The sequence below is a fragment of the Olavius algarvensis spirochete endosymbiont genome, from assembly GCA_900608495.1.
In the GTDB taxonomy this organism is placed as follows: Bacteria; Spirochaetota; Spirochaetia; order DSM-2461; family DSM-2461; genus UBA2779.
In genome coordinates this window covers 1-15,466 of record UWYT01000166.1, presented here as the reverse complement: position 1 = coordinate 15,466, position 15,466 = coordinate 1, and the positions used below count along the sequence as shown (strand labels likewise).

The following is a 15,466-nucleotide window of genomic DNA, read 5'->3' as shown; positions in this document are numbered from 1 at the left end:
GAGGGGACGAATACCAAACCGTCAAACCCCAGAAAAATCGGGGTAGTCCTCTCAGGCGGTCAGGCTCCCGGCGGCCACAATGTGATAGCCGGCGTCTTCGATGCATTGAAAAAGGCCAATCTAGAGAATCAGCTCTTCGGATTTAGAGGGGGGCCGATAGGAATTGTCGAGGGCCGATTATTGGAAATTGATTCAAAGCTTATCGATGCCTATCGTAACACCGGAGGTTTCGATATCATTGGGTCGGGACGAACCAAGCTCGGAACCGCAGAACAATTCGAGGCAAGCCTTGCCACCTGCAAGAGCTATGGCATTGATGGCATTGTGATAATTGGCGGCGATGATTCCAATACCAACGCTGCTGTTCTTGCCGAATGGTTCAAGAAAAGAAATTCCGGGATTAACGTGATTGGTTGTCCGAAAACCATCGACGGCGATTTAAAAAACCAGTACATCGAAACTTCGTTTGGGTTCGATACCGCTACAAAAACCTACGCTGAATTAATTGGAAATATTGAAAGAGATGCGAATAGCGCCAAAAAGTACTGGCACTTCATCAGGTTGATGGGTCGCAGCGCCAGTCATATCGCCCTCGAATGTGCTCTGAAGACACATCCTAACATCTGCATAATCTCTGAAGAAGTTAGGGCAAAGAATATGTCGCTTGATCAGGTGATAGACTTGATTGCCAAGACTATCGTGGCGCGTGCCTCACGGAAAGAGGATTTCGGCGTTGTCCTTATTCCTGAAGGATTAATAGAATTCATTCCGGAAATCGGCAAGTTAATTGCCGAACTGAACGGCTTGCTGGCCAAGGAAGCTGAATACTTTGCCACTATCAAAACCTTTGAAGATGCGAGAGAATGGGTGAATCATGAGCTGTCAAAGAATTCCTCCTATGTCTTCTCCTCCCTGCCACGCAAAATTCAAATACAGCTTCTCGATGATCGCGACCCCCACGGGAATGTCCAAGTTTCCCGCATTGAAACTGAGAAGCTACTAATCGAATTGCTTGACGCACGCTTAGCCAAGATGAAGCTAAGGGGAGAGTATCGCGGCAAATTTAGCGCTTTTGCGCATTTTTTCGGCTACGAAGGACGCTCTGCCTTCCCAAGTAATTTCGATTCGAATTACTGTTATGGACTTGGCTTCTCGGCCTACCTGCTTCTTTCGGCCAGATTAACTGGCTATATCGCCAATATTGCAAATCTACATCTGGCTGTCGCTGATTGGGTGCCGGGTGGTATCCCTCTTACAATGATGATGAATATGGAGCAGCGCCATGGCGAATTGAAACCCGTGATTCGCAAGGCCCTGGTTGAACTGGACGGGGCTCCCTTCAAGACGTTCGCAAGCAATCGAGAAAAATGGGCGCTCGAAACTTGCTATGAATTTCCAGGCCCAATCCAGTACTACGGTGATGGCAGGATCAGTGAGGAGACAACAAGCACTCTGAACCTTGAAAAGGATATTTCCGAAGAGGACTGAGTAATGTTAGTATGATGTTCATGAGAGCAGCAGTAATCAGAAAATATGGACCGCTTGAAAACATAACGTTGGAGGAACTGCCAATTCCAGAAACAGCCGACGACGAAGTATTGGTTGCTGTACGCGCGTCGTCTATCACCTTCTCCAACCTGGCGCTTATCATCGGAAAGCCCCTTATCGTACGGCTAGCGGGGTTTGGGGTGTTCAAGCCCAAATACAAAATACCAGGCTCCGATATCGCTGGGCGCGTGGAAAAAGTTGGGCGCAAAGTAAAAAAATTCAAACCCGGAGACGAGGTTTATGGAGACCTTGCGGACATGAAGCGCGGCGGGTTCGCCGAGTTTGTATCTGTTCCCGAAACCGCGATTGCAATCAAGCCTGCCAATCAATCCTTTGAAGAGGCCGCCGCTGTTCCCGAATCCGCCCATGTGGCTCTACAGGCCATCCGAGACCACGCCAAGGTGAAGCCTGAGGAAGAAGTTTTAGTTATCGGCGCCTGCGGTGGCATCGGCAGCTTCGCCGTTCAATTTGCCAAATACTATCAGGCCAATGTTACCGGACTTTGTTCTAAAGGCAACTTCGAACTTGCCCATTCGCTGGGGGCAACTCGGGTAATCGATTACAAAAGGGAGAACTTCAGCAGGCTCAATAGACAATTCGACTCAATTATTGCATGTGTGGGAAATTACTCAATTTATGATTATCGGAGGGCCTTGAAGCCCAGAGGACGTCTTGTGATTACCGGAGGTTCAATGAAACAGCTCTTACAATGCGCGCTTCTGGGGCCCATCCTATCCAGGAAATACAACAAGGGGTTTCACAATATGCTAGTGAAACCCAACGTGGATTTGAATTTCATTCGCCAGCTTATTGAAAGCGGGCATATTAGGTCGCTGATAGACAAATGCTACCGGTTAACTGAAATTGAGTCTGCTTTTCGACACTACAAGGGCAGCCATTCCCGCGGCAAGGTTATTATCAGCATAAAAACTTAGGACGCGTTTCAATGCAAATCAACATCACGATTTCTTCATACCATAGAAACCCCTGGATAAATTTCTTGCTTGGCGCCGCCCTATGGCCATGAGTAAGTATGTCTTAAAAACCTCCTGTCCGGATGCTAAGGGAATAATTGCTGCCGTCACATCTATGATGGCGAAGAATGACGCAAATGTTCTCGATCTTATTCAACACACCGCTTCCGACATCGGCATTTTCATGCTTAAAACACTGTTCGAAACGCCAAACCCCTTCGATCGAGAATCATTTGAGAAAGCCTTCAGAATCACTGCGGACAGATTCAAGATGAGTTGGGAACTCCATGACACCAATCGAAATGAACGTGTGGCCATATTGGTCAGCAAAACGAACCATTGCCTTTGGGAGCTTCTATTGAAGCACCAAGACGGGGAAATCGACTGTGAAATACCGCTTGTAATATCCAATCATCCCCACAACAGAGGGGTTACGGAACAGTTCAAGATTCCCTTCCACCATATTGATTACAAACTCGGGAAGACTGCGGCTGAAGAAAGAATTCAACAACTTCTGATAGACCATGAAATCAACCTGGTAACGATGGCCAGATTCATGCAGATTCTGAGTCCAGAATTCACTGGAAGGTGGAAAAACAAGGTTATCAACATACATCATGGATTTCTGCCCTCATTTACAGGTGCAAAACCATACCATCAGGCCTGGCACAAAGGAGTGAAGATAATCGGTGCAACCGCTCATTTTGCCAACGAACTTCTAGATTTGGGCCCAATAATCGCCCAGGAAGTCATTCCCGTAAGCGATCTCTCATCCATCAACCATCTTGTGCAAATAGGAAAAGATGTCGAACGACGAACACTTGTACACGCTCTTAAGCTCTATCTAAGCCATTCAATATTTGTGTACAAGAACCGCACCTTCATACTGCGCTAGCATATACCAGCGCCATGCAACCAGCTGATGGATTCTCCATATCAGTGCCTTGTGAGCTTGAGATGGGCATCCTTCAAGGCAGATTTAATTAACCTCGCAGGCCCTGTCTTCCAAGCTTGCTGAAGCTATACTCTTGCCAGCCAGGGTATATTTTCCACGAAAATGGCTGCCCGTTTGCAAGCCATCGCGGCAAGTGGCGGTTGAACCGCATGCTAGTTATTCGATCAATTCCTTGGCTGTAGTTCCAGAATCAGCTCAACCTCACCTCGGCTAAGTCTTAAATTAGTGGCGATTTCCTCACTATTCCAGCCTTCACGAGCCAATCTCACCACCATTTCCCTGGTGCTCATATCCGGTGAACTACTGGATTTTTTACCACCGACTGCACGCTTTGACAAGGTTCCGAAGAGTTTTATCCGCTGTTGGGTATCTCTACTAAGCTCTTCCAACCGTGTCTCCATTTTAGCAAGCCACTCTCTCGCCTTACCAAGTTCTTCCATCTTTTTGTCGAGTTCAACAATGGTGGAATCAATTGCACCAACCTTTCCCGCAAGGAAATCAAACTTCGCCGAATCCTCCCCTAATTGTGCATGCCTTTCCTCGATAGCCTCCAATTCATCGCGCAGGGGAGTCACTTTCCCCGAAAGCTCTTTCAGCAGGTTTTTGATTTCTATCATTCTCTCGTAATTCTTATCCACTTCATCGGTAGTGGCATCCAGAATTTCCGATTTTTCGGAAAGTTTGTCATATCGATTCACCAATTCGCTATTTAAATCTTCCAATTGATTCTGTCTCACTTGCAGGCCTTGAAGGGAATCATTTACATCGCTTATCCGTTCAAGTTTTATCTCAACCGATTCTGAAAGGCTTCCAACTCTGGCTATTCTGCCCTCAAGATTTTCCACTTTCTGCTGCTCAGAAAAGTATCGTGAAAGTTTATTACTCACCTCACCATAAAGACTTATGGCTCTCTCATATTGTTCGTTTATGCGCCGGACTTCATCTCTGCCGGATCCAACTGCTCTTATCTGTCTATTCAGTTCCTCAATATCAACCTCAAGCATCCTCTTCATTTCATCGGCACGTTCGAATACTCTTGTCTCAGCAATGAATTCTCGCTGACGCTTATCGATATCGTCCAGACTACGCATCAGTCTTGCGTATTCACTGCTCGTATGGGCATTCATTTCCTTGCGATTGATCTCTGCTTTTTCTTTTGATTCTTGAACCGACTGGCGAAGTTCCTTAATCTTCTTCTCAATTCCATCTCTAGCTTCCCGCGCGCTCTTGCGGAAATCAAGTAGAAAATTTTCACTCTGTTCTTTCAATGTATCGAGACTGTCCTTGGTTCTCTCCGCAAGCTCCGTAGACAGGCGCTTAATTGATCCTTCAATTGTGGCAATATCCCGCTTCAATGTTGTACGCTCTTCGCCTGATTCCAGTATTAGCCGCTCGGTACGATCAGCATATTCATCCTTGAGTTCAGCAATCATAGTTTCAATATCAGACTTCAATGAGATAATACGATCATCAGCACCTTTTTGAGCTTCCTGAAATTGGATATTCATACCTTCTTTCCATTCAGATGCTTCCTTTATAGTCAATTGATAGTCGGTTAGAATTTTCTTGTGATTGGTTTCTATGGTATCCGAAAAATCTGACAACTTCTGGTTTATAGTCTTGTTGGCCTTTGCGAACTTCTCCAGAGTTTCATTGTTGAAGTTTTCATAAACTATTTCAAACTCACGTCCGGAGCGCTCCCTTTCGTTAGCAATTTTGACGCTAAGTTCATCCCGATAGGAGGCAACGTCATTTTCAGAACCCAAAATGCGTCCATTAATCGATTCTTTAAATTCGTTAACCTGATCTTGAAACGCCTCGAACTGACTAAAAATCCTGCCTTGCAGCTCAACAAGTTTCCGCTTGAGTTCCGACGAGTAACGTTGCTCGGTTTCTTCCCTATTTCGTATCGCCTTCGTTCCAATTTCCGCTAATTCAAAATCAGCGCTTTTGCGCCATTCATCCAAAGTAGTACGTATCTGATCGTCTCTACTCTTCAAATCCGCGGAAAATTCATCTTCAAACACCTGTAGCTTTTCCGAAACGTTATCGTAAGCTCTTGCTTTTAACTCCTCAAGTCCATGTTCAAGTTCCGACATATCCAAACGAAGATTAGCCTCTTGTCCCTCGATTCTTGACTTCTCATCGTCCCTGCGCTTGCGCATCTCAGCATCAAAGGCAGAGTACATATTCTCGACATCCTTAATATTTTGCTCCTGCGATGCGCTCAAACTCTCGGCTAAGGAATCCATATCCTTAATGAATCCCTCGATACGATTAAAACGTTCCTCGACTATTTGTCGGTATTCATTCTGGCGCTTTTCCACCGATTCAAGAAAGTCTGTTTCCTTGCTCTCTGCAATACTAGTTATCCTGGAATTAAGATCAACCAGACTGGATTCGAGCTTGATTGAATTTTCCTTCAAATTCTTCTCAACCGCAAGGTATTCCTTTCTTGCCGTTTCCAATCTGCTGACGCTGTCCAATTCCCAGCTTTCGAGCGATTGTTGTGCATCCCCGAGGCTTTCTCGAATTTCTGTTGTTGTAATTGAAACACGTTCGCGTAAAACTTCTATCTCATCAATCCAATTCTGCTCAAGTTGCTTGGAGTGAGATTCGATTTTTTCATTCAAGGCAGTAAATGCAGCGTCTTCAAGACGAACTCCCGCCGTAACCGCCTTTTGGATTCTTGTGTGAAAATCTCCTTCAATTCGCTCTAAATCATCTTTGAATCCTGAAAATCTTGCTTCAATCTCGCTTTGCTTACCGGCATCAAGGTTCTCAAGTGTCTCCCCAAATAAGGTAAGTTGTCTCTCCGATTCATGCAATTCCGATTTCAGTTGGATTAACTCACCTCGAAATTCATTCATAGCCTCGGCGATAGATGTCTCAAAACGCTCCGTGCAGCTTTGTCTAAACATTGAGAGTTCTTCCTTGATTTCGTTAAGGCGAATGCCTACATCGTCTACATAAGACGATTCCTCCCTTAGTCTGAGAAGGTTTTCATCAACCCGCAGAGACAAAGAGTTAAGCCCTTCCAACGCTTTTTCATTTTCCTTGATGTGTTCCACTTTGTTCTCAATTTCTTCGGTTCGGGATATGATTTCTTCCCGCACGATCTCAGCTCTTGCCAAAATCTCTCTGTTAGTCTTTTCCTGAACCTCAAGATCTACCGACAGATCTTTGAGACCAAGCTCTCGTTCTTTAACTATGCTGTCTAGTTCGGACTTGGATTTCTCAGCATATCTTCGAACCTTTTCCAAGGTTCGTCCCGTTCGATCAAACCGACGAAAAAGTATAAGTATGATGGCAACCAAAAAAATTACTAGAATATCCCCGCCATCAAAGTTGAATGTCATTTTGTCACCTCGAGAAGGATGCTCTCCGTCAATTGTGGAAAACTGGTATAAGTAGTCACTCCAAGGGAAACTCGATGCCTGGAAGAAGCAAACAAAACCCCCCGCATCCCAGCATTCTCGGAACCCCAGACATCGTAGGCCAGTTTATTGCCAACATACATCATATTACACGGATCGACATTCAACCTGTTGGCCATTCTGACAAACGGTTCTCTGTGCGGTTTGAGCTGACCAGACTCGGGGAATCCCAATACGACGTCGAAGATTCCTTCGAGTCCTAAATACTCCAGTTTCCTGCCTACAGGAAAATCTGAAAGTACAGCCAATTTTAGCCCGGCATTCTTTAACTTCCTGAGCGAGCTGCTTACTCCAGGGTATAGCTTCATACCTTGAAAGTACTTCTCCCAGCCACGATATATCAATCTGTCTCTAAGCTTCCGAGCCTTTTCAATACCGCAGCCCAGTTCTTTGGCCAGCACGGCAATTTCAATTCCATCCACGTCATATGTTTCGCTAACTTGGCCGGACCTCATCCGTTTACGCGTTCGCGCAAAAGCCACTAACAGTCTTATGTGCCTGAGAAAATAGGACAAAGCTCGCCATCGAATTCGATACTCTGGATAAAGTGTTCCATCAATATCAAACCCGATCGCCTTCAACTCCATGCCTTACATTACCCGAGGGGCTTTTGTGAAGCAAGGTAAATGAGTCAGCTATGAAACAAGATTGAGCAGCGTCAAAGCCAAGAGCGAACGCCTCCAGATTCATGGAATTGCCATCTCAGACATCGCATATCGCTGTTATATATCATCAGAAAACACTCGGCGAAAGTCTTCTTGCCTCCGGCAGCGGGCAAGCCTCGAAATTTGCCGGCACGTCTAACCTTACCAGATGTATCATTACCTCTGGAATTAACACCTTGCCTTCATCATCCCGCCCCAGACGAGCATAGCGAATAGCATTGCGCAAGATAGCGGACGGGAATGCGGAGGGTATACCTGTATGAGGATTGGGCAAGAGCGATTCTGAAACATCTCCCACATCTAGAACGGCCACTCGAAAATTTCCCCTCTCGCCACCACTACCATCATCAAACCAGGGAGCGAGGATGGACACGTGCCAATATTGATGTAGCGGTATCGGGTTTGGGTGGAGTTCTGTTGGAGCCGGAAGAAATCTCGAATTCACGGCAGCAAGATATATGGTGCCCGGCCGTATCACGGCAAGCTGATACAATGCTGCATCGAGACTTTCCAGACTAATACCCAAATCCCTTTGATAGGGGATGCCACTTAACTCAAAAGTTTCCAACGCATAGATTTCTTCCAATGTGAGAGACCTCCCCAATCGAGCCTCTTCAGCAATTCGACCCAAGTTCCGGTTCCAATCCAATCCAAACATCGGATCGCGCAACAGAACCTGCAAATTCTCCCGCGCATTCCTGTTTGAGGCTGATAGAGATTCTCCCCAAGGATTCCAATTTAATCTCGAAGTGGGTTGACGCAAATCATCAATCGCCAGAAAAAGCGAAGCGGGTTTCCCCCTCCACACCGAGTAAATGCCGTCCACAACCCACTTAACAAAACCTGAACAATTCAACCCGGTATTGCCAGGCAACAGATTCCTTCCATCACTCGTAGGTAAACCGGCAGAAATTGGCTCCACGGATTCAATAAACACATTGTTGCCAATTTCATCCACTGCGCCATCGTCCATCTCTTGAATCAATTCCGTGTAATTGCTTAGCTCTTCTACCAGGTTCTCGACATATCTGTAACCAATAGCGCTGGGATCGGGGAAAACAACCTCCCAAGCCATTGAGTTTTCAGTCAATTCAACTATCTTGGCAAAGGGAGCTAACATCAGAGCCTCAAACGAAAGCGAAATAAGCACATCGTCTCCCAATTGTTGTCCATAAAGTTGTACATCCAAAAGGCTCCGACCCCCCTCGCCTGGGAATATCCTAACAAAACTTTCTCTATCGTCTTGAAGAAATATTTTTGCCTGAACAAACCTACCGGTAGCAAGATCTTTCTTGATAATCCAGTTCCCTCTACCCCAGAGGGGATAATCGCCTTCGGGCAAGTTACCCCTCTGATTCCGAAAAATCACATACCACTCCCCCAAAGCACGCCGTACTTCAAACCATACCAGCCGCCCATCAGAACGCTGTTTGTTTATCTCAAATTCTGTCTCCACCATCGAGAAACTCGGAGCCATAATCGTTTCCATAAACAGTCGCCTGGTTTCATCATTCTCAGGAAATGCAGCGTGCCGCAGACGAGTTCTAAACTGCGCAAGCTCTGTTTCTTGTGCTCTAAGGCTGATAATGCCAAACAGCATAAAGACAAAAATAGACATTCCTTTGAAAAAATCCCGAAGAGAATTCAAGTCTACTTGTAGCTTTCGAGTACTTTGTCGAGCAACCCACTCATCAGAAACGTATATCATCTTTTCCCCTCTCTCAGTTTCAGTTCCACCGGCACCAAATCAAAACCAAACTCACGTCTAATCTGGTTCATCATGAACCGTCTGTAAGCTTCCGGAAATCCATCCTTCCGATTGACAAAAGCTATGAATCGGACAGGTTTTACAGAAACCTGTGTGATATATTTCACACGATAAGTCCGCCCAGTTCCGATTGGCAGAGGAGTTAAGCTAAGCCACTCGCCAAGGGCCTTATTGAGTTTCGAAGTCTCCACACGGCGGCAGCGTTGCTCATCAATTCTGATTACGGTATCCAGAAGCTTATCAATACCATAACCCTTCAAAGCGGAAATAAATACAATCGGCACCCAGCTCAACAATGGAAATTTGAAACGGATTTTATCTAGAGCACCCTTCAATCTTGCTCTATCAACCACACTCTCATCCCACTTATTTATCGCCATAATCACTCCACAGCCTCTCTTCACAGCCTGATTCGAAATCTTCTTATCCTGTTCCGATAAACCTTCCTCAGCATCAATCAATAACACCGTAACATCTGTTGAAATCATTGCCGTAATTGCTCTGTTTACTGAGTAGTATTCAACATTTTTCGAAATTCGAGATTTTCGACGAATCCCGGCGGTATCAATAAGCCTAAAAAGTCTATCCTTGTATTTCAATTTCGAGACAACCGTATCCCTCGTTGTACCTGCAAGCTCGGAAACCAACGAATGAGCGTCACCCGATAAACGATTAAAGAGAGTTGACTTGCCCGTGTTCGGCTTACCCACCAGGGTTACCACTAATTGATCTCTCTGCAATCCCAATACACTGGTTTCCACTTCCTTAGCAATGTCAGCATCCAGATTCTCCGCGCGTATTTCACTAAGTCTCTGAGCAATCCGCTCAAGCAGTAAGTCAACATTTCTGCCATGCTCTGCTGACACCGCAAATGGCTCACCAAAACCCATCGAATAGAACTCGCCCGCCAGGTATTCTTTCTGCCTCGTATCCACCTTATTCACTACAAGAATTACTCTATCCGCCACCGAACGAACTTCTTGTGCAATCAAGTAGTCTTCAGCAGTCAATTCTCCAAACTCGAGCACGAGAAGAATCATATCGGCGCTGCTTACAGAAGAAATAGCTCTATTAGTAACTTCTTCATCGAGGTCTTCAGAAAAATCTGCCTTAATTCCTCCGGTATCCACCAAGTAAACCGGAATTCCCGCCACAACACACTTTTCTACAATCACATCCCGAGTAACGCCTGCGGTAGAATCGGTAATCGTCCTTCGTCGTCCACAAAATCTATTAAATAAAGTTGATTTCCCCACATTGGGTTTTCCAACAATTACAACCCTGGGGTAAGTTTCACCAGTATCCATCATATCAGATCTCCCAGCCAGGCTTCAGCGTCAGCAGTCATCCTTCGTCTGAAGCCACACTTCACCGGTTCGACTCCATTGGCCAGATGACTAAGGAAATGCATATAATAACCTATGAACAATGCACCAGGGAAATCACGAAAATCCAGAAAACCAAAACCAACTATCCCAGGCAGAACTCCAAAAAAATTCGGACTGGATAGAACCAACATCCTGCTGACACTTATCATCGTAATTCTCCTGGTCCTAATCATTCTCTTGCTAAACCAGGAAATAGCTAGCCGCTACTTCCCCAAACTAGCAAATAAAGAGAGTCAAACAACTATAAAAATCGAACGCCCATCGAGTCCAAATACGCAGGACAAAGTGCCGGCGCCAACAATCAGTCGTCCCAAACCAATTCCACAGCCCCAGATTAAACCACCAAGCAGCTCAGATTCACAGGCCAGCAGTTTGGCTCGTCTTTTTTTCGTACGTGTCAACGACGAGGGTACAATTAGCTTCAAGAGTGTACTTCGCCCAATCCCCGCAGATAGTCCCCCGCTCTTAACATCCATTCAAGCTCTAATCGACGGCCCCCGTCCCGGTGAAATATCCGCTCACCTGCTCTCACTGATTCCAGAAGGCACAGAAATAATGGGCGCCCGTATTGAAGCTGGCATAGCATATCTTGATTTTAATGAACAATTTCGGTTCAATACTTTAGGAATTGAAGGTTACCGCTCCCAAATCGAGCAAATCGTTTACACCGCAACTGAGTTCTCCAACGTTCAAAAAGTCCAATTTCTGATTGAAGGGCAGCAAGTTGACTACCTGGGTGGAGAGGGCTTCTGGGTAGGTGGTCCATTAGGACGTGAAGATTTTTAACCTCGTTAACCTCCTCGACAGGTCTCAATCCCCAACTATCGCTGCATTTTCTTCTAAATCTATTGGCTACCCTGGCCTATTCGTTTTTCTCAGGCTCAGGCTGACTCGATTAAGCATATCTTGTATTTTTGCATCCACCCCACTCATCGCGCCCTTAGTACCAAGGGAAAAGAAAAACTCCACATTCCCCCTTCTTCCCAGGAGTCTGGAAATTGTCATATCCAAAATAAAGACTCCTTCATCTTCCAAGTCTGATTTAAGGGAGTAAATAATCGATACAAGGGTTTCTTGAGTTCTAACAACTCCCTTAAATCCATCTTCCTCAGGACTCTCATACTGCGGTTTTACTAAAGCCAGGAGTGTCCCCCCGTCAACTAACGACAATAGTTTCGAGGCGGCACCTCTAAGAGATCGAAACGAGAGATCCGCTACAGCGAATAGCGGAGGAGGGATTAAATCGCGCCGCGAACACTTCATCACATTGCAACGTTCGTGTACAATCACTCGCTCATCGCACCTTAGCTTCCAAACCAATAAGTTATAACCAACATCCACCGCATGGACAGTGGAGGCACCATAACGCAAAAGGCAATCCGTAAAGCCTCCGGTTGACGCTCCTGCATCAACACAAACTAGTTTCCGCGGACTGAGTCTGAAGTCTGCCAACGCTCCCTCAAGTTTATATCCTCCTCTGCCAACGTATTTCTTCTTCTTCCAAAGAATTTCCACTCCCCGCCCCACCTCGCACTTAGGGCTAAGCAGGCGCTCGCCATCCACAAAAATCTCACCACAGAGAATCGCCGAGTACAGCGACTTTTCCTCCATTTCAGGGTACTTCTCAGCAAGTATTTTCTTTAACGAAGCATAGCGACGGCGAAATTCCACTTCATTAGCCTACCAAAACGAAACAGTTCATGCATTCCCTAAAAAGTACGAAACCGGAGGAGTCAGGTTGTCTTCACTTATCTGCACCATTCTACAGATGCACGAATATATCGGTGACAAGGAAGACAAGCATTTCTATGATTTGCTGCTCCTACAGGCAACGAACTTGAAATCCAAGTTTTCAGTTTTCATACTGGCCTCTAACCTTGTTCCGATATCTAACTATCCATCCTCAATTACTTCGATTGATTCCCAGTCAAACTCGCAGAACCAGGATAAAACGCCTATCGCGCATATTCCACAACCCGAGTCTCGCGGATAATCGTTACTCGAATTTTTCCTGGGAACTTCAACTGAAGTTCGATGTCTCTTGCGATATCCTTAGCCAATTGCCTAGTTTGTTGATCATCAATCCGAGTATGATTAACCATAATCCGTAATTCTCGGCCGGCCTGAATGGCAAAAACCTTTTCGACACCCTCAAAACTCATTGCAATTTTTTCCAGATTCTCAAGTCGTTTGATATAATTGTCCAAAATTTCGCGGCGTGCTCCAGGCCGCGCCGCCGAAATGGCATCGGCCAACTGCACAATTACACCCTCAGGTGAGGTAATCTCCTCATCATTGTGATGTGCAATAATCGCATTGACAACCCTCGGATCTTCACCCATCCGCCGCGCAAAATCTGCTCCAATTTCCGCATGACCCCCTTCGCTATCGGTTTCCAAGCCTTTGCCTATATCATGCAGAAGAGCCGCTCGTTTGGCTATCGCTACATCCACGCCAATTTCACTAGCCAGCATTCCCGCAAGTACAGAGACCTCCTTTGAATGCGCCAGCACATTTTGACCATAGCTCGTTCTAAAATGCAGCCTTCCAAGCGCGCGAATGCATTCGGGTCTCACACCATGAATGCCGAGATCGAACAACACTCGCTCACCCTCATCGTGAATCATCTGATTTATCTCGGCAGTCACCTTCTGTACAATTTCCTCAATACGAACTGGGTGAATCCTGCCATCCTGGATTAACCGTTCCAGTGCGATTTTTGCAATCGTCTTACGAATAGGATCGAAGCAAGAAATCACAACTGCCTCGGGAGTATCATCAATGATAATGTCCACCCCAGTCAGGGTTTCCAGGGCTCGAATATTTCTACCCTCCCTGCCGATTATTCGCCCCTTCATTTCATCATTGGGCAAGCTTACCGAAGTAACCGATATCTCAGTTGTCACCTCGGTTGCGATACGTTGCATCGTTGCGGTAAGAATGTTCCTTGCATTCTTTTCGGCAGAAGCCACCGCTTCCTGTTCAAATTTATTAACGAGAGCGAGTGCATCGTGCTTCGCCTCGTTCTCTATACTCTGCATCAACAGCTTCTTCGCATCCTCGACGCTCAGGCTGGAAACCCGTTCCAATTCCGACTGCCAGCGCTTTTCTTCATTCGCGAGTCTAACCTCTCGTTTTTTATTCTCTTCCAATAACTTTTTTTGTTCCGACCGGCGCTTATCAATCTCCGAGATTTTTAAATCCAGATTATCCTCCTTTTGCTGGATCCTTCTCTCGTATCTTTGAATTTCCGAACGCTGTTTTCGAATCTCGCGTTCAAATTCTCGTTTATCCTCGAGAATTTTATTCTGAGCTGCCAGAATAATCTCTTTTTTAGTATTTTTTGCCTCCGCAACGGAAGCCTCCTTAAGCATGAGTGCCTTTTGCTCCAACGAAAAAAGTCGATTTTTGGCATATATCCATCGTGCAAGAAATCCCACGATGATACCGACGAGGGGAAGGGTAACTATCAACATAGTGCTCAACATATTTCCCCCCTTGTTTGCTCAGACAATGATTATACGGTTGTGATAACAAGGTCAAGTAGCGTGTGTTTTCTAAAACATTACAAAATATTGGTTCATTTTTAGTGAAGAGCCGGTTAACTCTGGTGCGAGCCAAGCAAACATCAGGTACTCGGCCTCTGCAGGTAAAACAGCTCCCGGGCGAGCAATAACGAGGTTGTATGCGCCAGTGATTTCAAGGCATCAGGCAGTTATCCAGCAGAATCCCTGATCATCTCACCACAGCAGATTTTGTCTAAAAAGCACTACCCACGGCAGTCGATCCAATAAGTAAGCCCATGGGATCTTCAGGAGCCTTCTTGAACCCAAAAAAGAGATACGATGGAGTGCCACTGTAGATAATTGGAATAAGAAGCGCGGCATGGATGTATCGAAATTCGTAATGTTCAATTTTGTTTGCATACAGCGAATTCGAAAGATTTGGGATAAGCACCATCAATCTCCTCTCAAACCATTCACTCCATATTTTTTCGTCTCGTGTCACCGACAATTGAATTGCGCATTCGTCGCTCAATCCCACCGAACAATCAGCTTCGAGCCCTTTTTTTGAGTTCAAGAACAGCGTTCCGCAATTTGCCTTATATTCCTTGGAAAGCTTCATCAACGATTTGAAAACACCAGCCGAACCAGATTCAAACTCTCGAAGATACTGATCGTAGTTCAAACCATCTTCCTGCCAGCTTAGTTTCGGAAAATCGTGTGCAAAATGCAAGTCTTTATCGTCAGATTCTGCACTCGGCAATATGCCTGTAGTTCTAGATTTTATCAAGGATTCAATCGAGTCTCCGTGTTCAAAATTTTCATCGTTAACCTTATTCGGCTTCGATTTGCCATATTTCCCAACAACTTCCGCAACTGGGATAAACACCACCTTATCCATAGAGTCGGATTCCGGCGCCGAGTTAAGCTTATCGGCCGTAACAGGCTTTTCAATCTCCTCTAAATCATCAGCCCTATCTTCATCAAGTGATTCCAAATCGCCTATCACATTCTCGTAAGCTCCATCTGGTGCTCCTTCAAATGTGTACAGCTTGCTCTGTTTTAACTTGCCGATTTCTATTAGTTCTCCGAAGGCATCCGCAAACACAACAGGCAAATCCTCAAGCGCTTCAGAACTAGACTCTGAAAGCTCATCACGCTCAATCGTATTGTCAGCAAGCTCCTCCATTGAAGCTTCCGCCACCTTAAGAGATTCTTCCACCTCACT

Annotated in this window: 11 protein-coding genes; 4 read left to right on the top strand and 7 right to left on the bottom strand. The window is 45.6% G+C overall.

What is annotated here, in order from left to right; translation table 11 throughout:
- The 3 genes from S1OALGB6SA_RS04160 to purU all read left to right on the top strand — a co-directional run.
- Positions 1–1,488 (top strand): diphosphate--fructose-6-phosphate 1-phosphotransferase (locus S1OALGB6SA_RS04160; protein WP_124032658.1); only part of this gene is annotated, 1,488 nt, incomplete at its 5' end.
- Positions 1,489–1,508: 20 nt separating this feature from the next.
- Entirely contained in the window at positions 1,509–2,483 is a 975-nt protein-coding gene (locus S1OALGB6SA_RS04155) for an NAD(P)-dependent alcohol dehydrogenase (protein ID WP_195910295.1), read from the top strand.
- Positions 2,484–2,565: 82 nt separating this feature from the next.
- Complete coding sequence (gene purU, locus S1OALGB6SA_RS04150) at positions 2,566–3,417, top strand: formyltetrahydrofolate deformylase (protein WP_124032656.1); 852 nt, start codon at positions 2,566–2,568, stop codon at positions 3,415–3,417.
- 224 nt (positions 3,418–3,641) lie between these two features.
- On the opposite strand, the gene S1OALGB6SA_RS04145 is transcribed toward purU, so the two are convergent.
- From S1OALGB6SA_RS04145 to der, 4 genes are all read right to left on the bottom strand, one after another.
- Positions 3,642–6,836 (bottom strand): SpiroCoCo family coiled-coil protein, encoded by a 3,195-nt coding sequence (locus tag S1OALGB6SA_RS04145; RefSeq protein ID WP_124032655.1) that lies wholly within the window; start codon positions 6,834–6,836, stop codon positions 3,642–3,644.
- Positions 6,833–7,501: an HAD family hydrolase gene (locus S1OALGB6SA_RS04140; protein WP_124032654.1), complete on the bottom strand. Its 669-nt coding sequence runs from the start codon at positions 7,499–7,501 to the stop codon at positions 6,833–6,835. Before S1OALGB6SA_RS04140 ends, S1OALGB6SA_RS04145 begins: the two co-directional genes overlap by 4 nt.
- Before the next feature lie 145 nt (positions 7,502–7,646).
- Positions 7,647–9,287: a DUF8515 domain-containing protein gene (locus S1OALGB6SA_RS04135; RefSeq protein ID WP_124032653.1), complete on the bottom strand. Its 1,641-nt coding sequence runs from the start codon at positions 9,285–9,287 to the stop codon at positions 7,647–7,649.
- Positions 9,284–10,657, bottom strand: coding sequence for a ribosome biogenesis GTPase Der (gene der, locus S1OALGB6SA_RS04130; RefSeq protein ID WP_124032652.1), 1,374 nt, complete (start codon positions 10,655–10,657; stop codon positions 9,284–9,286). Before der ends, S1OALGB6SA_RS04135 begins: the two co-directional genes overlap by 4 nt.
- A 111-nt stretch (positions 10,658–10,768) precedes the next feature.
- Here der and S1OALGB6SA_RS04125 point away from each other — a divergent pair, with 111 nt between their 5' ends.
- Positions 10,769–11,521, top strand: a complete 753-nt coding sequence (locus tag S1OALGB6SA_RS04125) for a GerMN domain-containing protein (RefSeq protein ID WP_124032651.1) — start codon at positions 10,769–10,771, stop codon at positions 11,519–11,521.
- A 66-nt stretch (positions 11,522–11,587) separates the two neighbouring features.
- Here the strand turns inward: S1OALGB6SA_RS04125 and S1OALGB6SA_RS04120 are convergent, their stop codons facing one another.
- The 3 genes from S1OALGB6SA_RS04120 to S1OALGB6SA_RS10150 all read right to left on the bottom strand — a co-directional run.
- A complete protein-coding gene (locus S1OALGB6SA_RS04120; RefSeq protein ID WP_124032650.1) occupies positions 11,588–12,406 on the bottom strand; it encodes a TlyA family RNA methyltransferase in 819 nt (272 codons plus the stop codon).
- A gap of 284 nt (positions 12,407–12,690) precedes the next feature.
- A complete protein-coding gene (gene rny, locus S1OALGB6SA_RS04115) occupies positions 12,691–14,223 on the bottom strand; it encodes a ribonuclease Y (RefSeq protein WP_503465870.1) in 1,533 nt (510 codons plus the stop codon).
- A gap of 271 nt (positions 14,224–14,494) precedes the next feature.
- On the bottom strand, positions 14,495–15,466 hold a 972-nt coding region (locus tag S1OALGB6SA_RS10150; RefSeq protein ID WP_195910294.1), incomplete at its 5' end, for a hypothetical protein.